Annotated in this window: 8 protein-coding genes and 1 pseudogene; 5 read left to right on the top strand and 4 right to left on the bottom strand. The window is 41.8% G+C overall.

Annotated features, from left to right (window positions below; translation table 11 throughout):
- Positions 1–118: 118 nt before the first annotated feature.
- The 3 genes and pseudogenes from EWV84_RS11070 to EWV84_RS11060 form a co-directional block, all read left to right on the top strand.
- A pseudogene (locus EWV84_RS11070) lies at positions 119–373 on the top strand (hypothetical protein); the annotation flags it as partial.
- 31 nt (positions 374–404) lie between these two features.
- Positions 405–914: a HEAT repeat domain-containing protein gene (locus EWV84_RS11065; protein WP_287078045.1), complete on the top strand. Its 510-nt coding sequence runs from the start codon at positions 405–407 to the stop codon at positions 912–914.
- Position 915: 1 nt separating this feature from the next.
- Positions 916–1,506: a HEAT repeat domain-containing protein gene (locus EWV84_RS11060; protein WP_287078044.1), complete on the top strand. Its 591-nt coding sequence runs from the start codon at positions 916–918 to the stop codon at positions 1,504–1,506.
- A gap of 171 nt (positions 1,507–1,677) precedes the next feature.
- Here EWV84_RS11060 and EWV84_RS11055 read toward each other — a convergent pair whose 3' ends face one another.
- The 4 genes from EWV84_RS11055 to murQ all read right to left on the bottom strand — a co-directional run bounded on the left by EWV84_RS11055 (position 1,678) and on the right by murQ (position 5,349).
- Positions 1,678–2,256, bottom strand: a complete 579-nt coding sequence (locus EWV84_RS11055; protein WP_286826924.1) for an esterase/lipase family protein — start codon at positions 2,254–2,256, stop codon at positions 1,678–1,680.
- Between the two features lie 109 nt (positions 2,257–2,365).
- Positions 2,366–2,731 (bottom strand): DUF4164 domain-containing protein, encoded by a 366-nt coding sequence (locus EWV84_RS11050; protein WP_286826923.1) that lies wholly within the window; start codon positions 2,729–2,731, stop codon positions 2,366–2,368.
- A gap of 179 nt (positions 2,732–2,910) precedes the next feature.
- The gene (locus EWV84_RS11045; protein WP_287078043.1) at positions 2,911–4,401 is read right to left on the bottom strand and encodes a site-2 protease family protein; all 1,491 of its coding nucleotides are present in this window, start codon (positions 4,399–4,401) and stop codon (positions 2,911–2,913) included.
- Between the two features lie 27 nt (positions 4,402–4,428).
- Positions 4,429–5,349 carry an N-acetylmuramic acid 6-phosphate etherase gene (gene murQ / locus EWV84_RS11040; RefSeq protein ID WP_287078042.1) on the bottom strand — a complete coding sequence of 307 codons (921 nt, stop codon included), beginning with the start codon at positions 5,347–5,349 and terminating at the stop codon, positions 4,429–4,431.
- A 195-nt stretch (positions 5,350–5,544) separates the two neighbouring features.
- Between murQ and rplU the strand changes: the two genes are divergently transcribed.
- Positions 5,545–5,934, top strand: coding sequence for a 50S ribosomal protein L21 (gene rplU, locus EWV84_RS11035; protein WP_149989476.1), 390 nt, complete (start codon positions 5,545–5,547; stop codon positions 5,932–5,934).
- A 34-nt stretch (positions 5,935–5,968) separates the two neighbouring features.
- The gene (rpmA, locus tag EWV84_RS11030) at positions 5,969–6,238 is read left to right on the top strand and encodes a 50S ribosomal protein L27 (protein WP_002744094.1); all 270 of its coding nucleotides are present in this window, start codon (positions 5,969–5,971) and stop codon (positions 6,236–6,238) included.
- The last annotated feature ends 190 nt before the right edge of the window (positions 6,239–6,428 follow it).

Raw genomic sequence — 6,428 nt, 5'->3', positions numbered from 1 at the left:
AATAAAGCTTATTAAAAGAATAAGTTATGGATTTACCAATTTTGAACATCTTCGACTTAAGCTGTTTGCTTGCTTTAATTCATAACAAAAATTAACACACGAAAACCAGAAGAGCCAAATCAGGGGCAAGATTGATAATCTAACCAACATTCTTAAAGATATGAATACTCTCAATATCGACTTACACCGCCAATCGGAATTTGCAGCTATGATTCAAGCAGTAGAAACTAAACTTGCAGAGGATAGTCAAAATATTCCTACTTCTTCTGAAAAAAACGCATCCCTATCATCTATTACCTATGATTTAAGAGGAGCTACCATTGGCAATTTAGCTCATAATGTGCAAGGAAGCCAACAGAATTATCCCCAGTAACCTAACAACAATAACCCAGAGAAAAAATAACATGGTTCAGCAACTTAATAACACCCAAATCGCCATCAATACTTTATTGAATAAACTCAACGATTCTCTCCCCCAGATCCGCGCTAAAGCCGCCGAAGTTTTGGGAAAAATTGGCAATAGCAGCCTTGCCGATACCTTAGTATCTCATTTAATGCAAGAAAATGATCTTAATGTTCGCCTGAATCTGATTCGAGCTTTAGGAGAAATTGGCAATGAATCCGCCATTCCTTGCCTAGCTTTCTGCTTATCTGATGCTAATCCCGATATTCGGATAATCACGGCAGAATCTCTCGGAAAAATTGGTAGTGAAAAAGCAATATCCTATCTCATTCAATCCCTACAAGATAAGGAAGTAAAAGTTCGTGTCACAGCCACAATTGCTTTAGGTGAAATTGGACTAGAAGATGTTATTCCTTATCTAGTAAATGTATGTTCCGATGAAGATGATAGCGTGCGTTTCAGTGCTGTTGATGCCCTCGGTAAGATTGGCTCTCGTTATGCAGTAAACTGATATGAAATTGAGTACAGAATCCCTCGATTTAATTATCAGAACCCTTGCCAAAAGACTATTCACAGACAAAAATTCAATTATTCGGATTAAAGCCGCTCAATCCTTAGCTAAACTTGCCACCGAAAAAGCCATTCCCACTCTATGCCAAGCCCTAGAAATTGAAGCCGATCTTAATGTCAGTTTTGCCATTATGGATGCTATAATTGTCATCAGTAATCTTCAATCTTCTAATCCTATGTCAGAAACTTCTAAATATGACCTTCGTGGAGCAAATATTGCTAACTTTGCCGATACGGTGCAAGGAGATCAAAAAGCAGTTCAACATAATTACGCCACACCCCAAAATTTAGCCGAAGCCGCTCAAGAAATCCAACAACTTATCAGCCAACTTGCCCAAACTTATCCCACTAATACCGAAGTTGAAAAACAAACTTTTGTCGCAAAAGTTGACGCAGAAATCAAGAAAAATTCTCGCTTAAGAAGCATTTTAATCACGGGAGGAATTGAATTAATTAAAATTCTCTGTCCTCCCCTCGGTATTCCCATTGAAATGGGTAAAAAATGGCTAGAAACTGCCAGTTTAAGTGAGTAAACCGAGAGGTTTAATAATCTCCTAATGATACAAATCCCGAAGTCCGCCGCTGATGCGTTTCATTTTTGAATTAGCATAATTATAACCATAAGTCAAGCTTTTTTGATGATAATTAACTTTTTTGTTGGTGATATCTTGACCCTGTTCCAGTTTTGGAGACAACCAGTATTTCTATTCTAATAAGGTCTCTTTAATTGTTGTTAAAACTTTGCTATCTTTGACCATCCAAGCATGAAGCAATACCGGAATGGAAATTTCTTTGCCCACCGATAAACGAGAACTATGGGCGGGAAATATCATTAAATCGTAGGGAGTCCAGATAATTGTGGTTTTAATTTTATTTAAAATTTGTTGACAATCTTGATTTAAATCCTCTAGAAATTGACTCCCCGGCTGCATTTGTCTAATCCCATCTAAGGGTAAACTATACGCGGTTAAAGTGCCTCGATTCGGAGCAGAAATATTTAGGTAACGTTGCACTCTTTCCACTCCTCCCAATCTTTGCAGGTAGTAGCGGGTAATTAATCCTCCCATACTAAACCCAATCAGATCTACTTTCTGCTCTTTAGCAAAGTTTTTCTCGATATAATTATCTACCTGACCCGCTAAAACTTCTAACTTTTCGTAACCATGATTGGGAATTAGGTTAAAACTATGCACCTGCCAACCATGATAGTTTAAATACTTGCTCATCGGTTTAAAAACAGCAGTAGTGTCCAGAAAACCATGCACCAAAACAACGGGATTCATAGTTGAGATTTTATCCTTAAATTCTGAATCTATTCTAACGGTTGATCGGGGTGATGAGCGAAAAATTTTTGGGAAGAGCCTATCTACTAGGTACGGCTACCGGCAACTTCTAAGGATTAGGGAAAAAACCAAAAAGTTTAGCGGCACCTCCTAAAATAGCGACTACCAATGCTATCAGAATCCCTCGATTGGTGAATTCCTGATAGGCAACTCTTGCCGTTAATCCATTGATTTTTTCGTCTAAAGTCTTAATATCTCCCTTGAGTTCGGCCTGTCCTATTTCTACTTTAGTTAACCGGTCTTCTATCTTGTCAAATCTCTCATCAATACGTTTTTCCAGAGAGTCGATTTTCTCATCAATACGTTTTTCCAGAGAGTCGATTTTCTCGTCAAGGCGTTTTTCCAGAGAGTCGATTTTCCCCTCAATCCTTGTCAGGACAGCTTCTAGGGAATAAGTGACAGTTTCGTTAGACATTTTGAGCCACTCCAAAAGTCAAATCTTCAGGGCTAAATGCTGGAGGCTATATCTTACCGAAAAATCAGGAGTCTATAGGCGGACATGGATTCCCATTATAAGAAAATTATAAGTCAAGACTTGAGTTTTTGTCAAGCTTTTTTTGACAGCAATCAATGGCAAGAATTTCGGGGAAGTATTTAGCCACCGATGCCTAACCGTCCTGCTAAACTGGGGCTTAAAGGAATCAGAGTCGCTAACATTAAAAAGAGTAGTAATAAACCCCAACCGGCGCGGGTGTCATCGGGTTCGGTTAACTCATTTAAACTAGGTCTTTCCAACTCTCTTTGTAAAAAAGCGACTAAAATTGTCCAATAGAGAGGAATCGGATTACTGGGATTAACTAAGGAAATAATGCCTAAAATGACCAAAGTGGCGACAGTGGTACGGCGGGCAATTTTGCGACCATAAATAGCTTGAACAATTCTGCCACCATCTAACTGTCCTGCGGGCAGTAAATTAAGGGCGGTAATCACCAATCCTAACCAACCGATAACAGTTAAAGGATGCACGGAGATAACGGCATTTTGTAACTCGTCGCCCAAAACTATCCGCGCTAAAAAACTCACTAAAATTGAACTTTGGAAAAAGGTACTAGGGATTTGAAAAAGGCTGGCAGAATTAGATAAAGTTAGTCCAACAATTAATAAGATTAAAGAAACCAAACCTCCCAAAGCAGGACCAGCGAAAGCTATATCAAATAGAACACTGCGGTTAGGTAATAAAGATTCAAAACGAGTAATTGCCCCAAAAGAACCAATCTGCCAAGTGGGAAGAAAATAGGGTAAACTGAGACGAACATTATGGCGTTTAGCGATAATTAGATGACCGATTTCGTGGGCAATTAATACCGACCATAAACCCAAACTCAGGGGAATTGCTTCTCGATATCTCTGCCAATTACTAAACAAATCAAAACCCAATAAAATTCCCGCCGCTTCTAAGCTGGTGACAAGAGTGGCTACTAACAAAACTAAAGAGAGATTTTTTTGAGCAAGAGTGGCAGGACTAGGATCGTTAGTTTTGGGAAGGATAATTACCACAGGTTTTTCCTCGGTTCCTTCCACCAGAAATAAACGATATTTATCGCCAAAATGAACACTTAATTTCTGGGTTAAGCGAGAGTGAACGATATCTGGTTCTCCCCGTAAATTGCCTTTAAAAATTGCCCCTTCCTGAAAAGAGATAGTCTCGGTGGCAAAAAAAGTATCTATCCCAAAAATACTCTGAATAACTTTTAAATCCTCTTCGGTAATTGGAATCACATCCGGTACAATTACTGTCACCGCTGCCGTGGTTTCGAGAGGAGTAACGGACTGGCTAACTGCCGGGTTAACTTTCGGTTCAATTATCTGATTGGTTTTCAGTAAGCGTAAACGGTTGCCCAAATAAATATAGATAATGGTGGAAGCAACCAGTAAAAAGAGAATTACCGCTAGATTGAGATAAATTCCTGCCGCAAATAGCCCGAAAAAAATTAACCAAGGAGCTATGAGTACCAAGGATTGTAACCAAGCTAAAATTCCCAGTTGGCCGTAGGGTTTAGCCCGATAAAAACTCCAAGTCAAGATAGCACCAGCGACGAGGAAAATAACAGCGATCGCAGCAATTTCCGAAGAAATATTAACCATAGGAAAGTCAAAATCAATAGGTTTTTATCAATCAATTTGATTATAAGCTTGCAGGGCAGCCCGTAATTGACCCCGATGCTTTTGTAACAATTCTTGTCCTGCGGCCGCCGAAAGTCCCGTTTTCTGCATTAACAAAGCCAGTTTAACCCGGCGGCCACTTTTTTCCAGTAAAATAGCCGCTTCCTGGCGACTAACATCGGTAAGGTTGCAGATAATCCGCAGGGCGCGGTCATGGAGTTTATGATTAGTAACTGCCACATCGACCATCTGGTTGCCGTAAACCTTGCCTAACATTACCATTGTCCCTGTGGAGAGGATATTTAAAGCCATTTTCGTCACCGTTCCCGCTTTCAGCCGTGTGGAGCCGGCCAAAAGTTCCGGTCCAGTCAATAACCGGATATCCACATCCACCGCGATCTCCACTTGTTCGGCGGGGACACAACTAATAGCAATCGTCGTCGCACCTCGCTGTTTTGCCGCCCGTAAAGCCCCATGAACGTAGGGGGTTGTCCCCCCGGCGGTAATCCCCACTACCACGTCTAATTCGTGAATTTCTCGCTGGGCAATAATCGCCGCCCCATCTTCCGCTTTATCCTCCAAATCTTCGGAACTACGCACCAGCGCCGCCGCTCCACCGGCGATAATTCCCTGTACCAATTCCGGGGGAGTGCAGAAGGTGGGGGGACATTCGGCCGCGTCCAAAACCCCCAGCCGGCCACTGGTTCCCGCCCCAATGTAAAAGAGTCTGCCACCTTTAGCCAGAGCTTGACTGGTCAGGGAGATCGCCAGGGACAATTCTTGCCGGGCCATGGCGATCGCTTTTAGGGTTTGGGCATCCTCGCGATTGAAGAGATCCACCAATTCGAGCGGGTTTAATTGGTCTAAATTTAGGCTATTTGGGTTAATTTGTTCGGTTAAAAGGTGTCCTCTGCTTTCCCACTGTTCCATAACGGTTTAATTGAGCTTTTCGTAAGATTATTTTCAGTATATAGCCAATCGGTGGGTAAAAAGCTTGACAATTGCCGCCCGAATATTAGATAATAGTAAATCGTGTCAATTCCTGCTCGGATCAGGTGAGGACATTAGCACAAAAGCTGGAATTTTTTTCAGCTACCTGTACGGCAAAACGAGCGCAGAAAATTCATGAGTTACGCAATTATTGAGACCGGTGGCAAACAGATTCGGGTAGAACCCGGTCGCTATTACGATATCGAACTTCTTCCCGTCGATGAACAAAGTACCCATACCATCGACAAAGTGCTATTAATCCATGATGAGGATGATATTAGCATCGGTCAACCCTTTATCGAAGGGGCCACCGTCGAAGGGACTGTCATGCAACATCGTCGGGGCAAAAAAGTTATTGTTTATAAAATGCGCCCGAAAAAGAAAACCCGTAAAAAACGCGGTCATCGTCAAGAAATTACCCGTTTTATGATTGATTCAATCAATTATAACGGTAAAACCCTAGTCGCCACTGCTGCTACCTCTGTCGCTGAAGTTGTAGAAGATAGTAGCGATGAAGAAGAATAACTTTTAGAATCAAAAAAGCATTTGGAGAGAAATTATGGCTCATAAGAAAGGTACGGGTAGTACCCGCAACGGACGCGATTCTCGTTCCCAACGCCTAGGCGTTAAGCGCTACGGTGGTCAAGTGGTAAAAGCGGGAAATATTCTCATCCGTCAACGGGGTACTAAAGTTCACCCGGGTAAAAATGTTGGTCGTGGTGGCGATGATACTTTATTCGCTTTAATTGATGGTGTGGTCAAATTTGAATACAAGGATAAAAGTCGCCGTCAAGTTAGCGTTTATCCTGCTGAAGTTAGCGCTAGTTAATCGACTCTCTCGACATCATCGAAAATTTTGGGTGGGAAACCCCGCCGTTCTAGGTTGGCTTTACGTTAGTCTTAAAAAGACCGTCTCGAAAACCAAGTGGGCGGACAGCACCTTGAAAACTCGGCTTAGGGGGTTCCGTTCAGAAAAGCTTGTCCGGGTAAAAAGTCGCGCGCAACAAGTACAAGAAGCG

The organism is Microcystis sp. M_QC_C_20170808_M3Col (assembly GCF_007095505.1).
In the GTDB taxonomy this organism is placed as follows: Bacteria; Cyanobacteriota; Cyanobacteriia; order Cyanobacteriales; family Microcystaceae; genus Microcystis.
The sequence above is the reverse complement of the archived record's forward strand: the minus strand, read 5'-3'. Positions and strand labels throughout refer to the sequence as shown.

Bases quoted from the DNA above. Each gene is read 5' to 3' on its own strand.
- EWV84_RS11065 (WP_287078045.1), top strand. From the start codon at position 405: ATGGTTCAGCAACTTAATAACACCCAAATCGCCATCAATACTTTATTG.
- murQ (WP_287078042.1), bottom strand. From the start codon at position 5,349: ATGGAACAGTGGGAAAGCAGAGGACACCTTTTAACCGAACAAATTAAC.
- EWV84_RS11050 (WP_286826923.1), bottom strand. From the start codon at position 2,731: ATGTCTAACGAAACTGTCACTTATTCCCTAGAAGCTGTCCTGACAAGG.
- rplU (WP_149989476.1), top strand. From the start codon at position 5,545: ATGAGTTACGCAATTATTGAGACCGGTGGCAAACAGATTCGGGTAGAA.
- EWV84_RS11055 (WP_286826924.1), bottom strand. From the start codon at position 2,256: ATGAATCCCGTTGTTTTGGTGCATGGTTTTCTGGACACTACTGCTGTT.
- EWV84_RS11045 (WP_287078043.1), bottom strand. From the start codon at position 4,401: ATGGTTAATATTTCTTCGGAAATTGCTGCGATCGCTGTTATTTTCCTC.
- rpmA (WP_002744094.1), top strand. From the start codon at position 5,969: ATGGCTCATAAGAAAGGTACGGGTAGTACCCGCAACGGACGCGATTCT.
- EWV84_RS11060 (WP_287078044.1), top strand. From the start codon at position 916: ATGAAATTGAGTACAGAATCCCTCGATTTAATTATCAGAACCCTTGCC.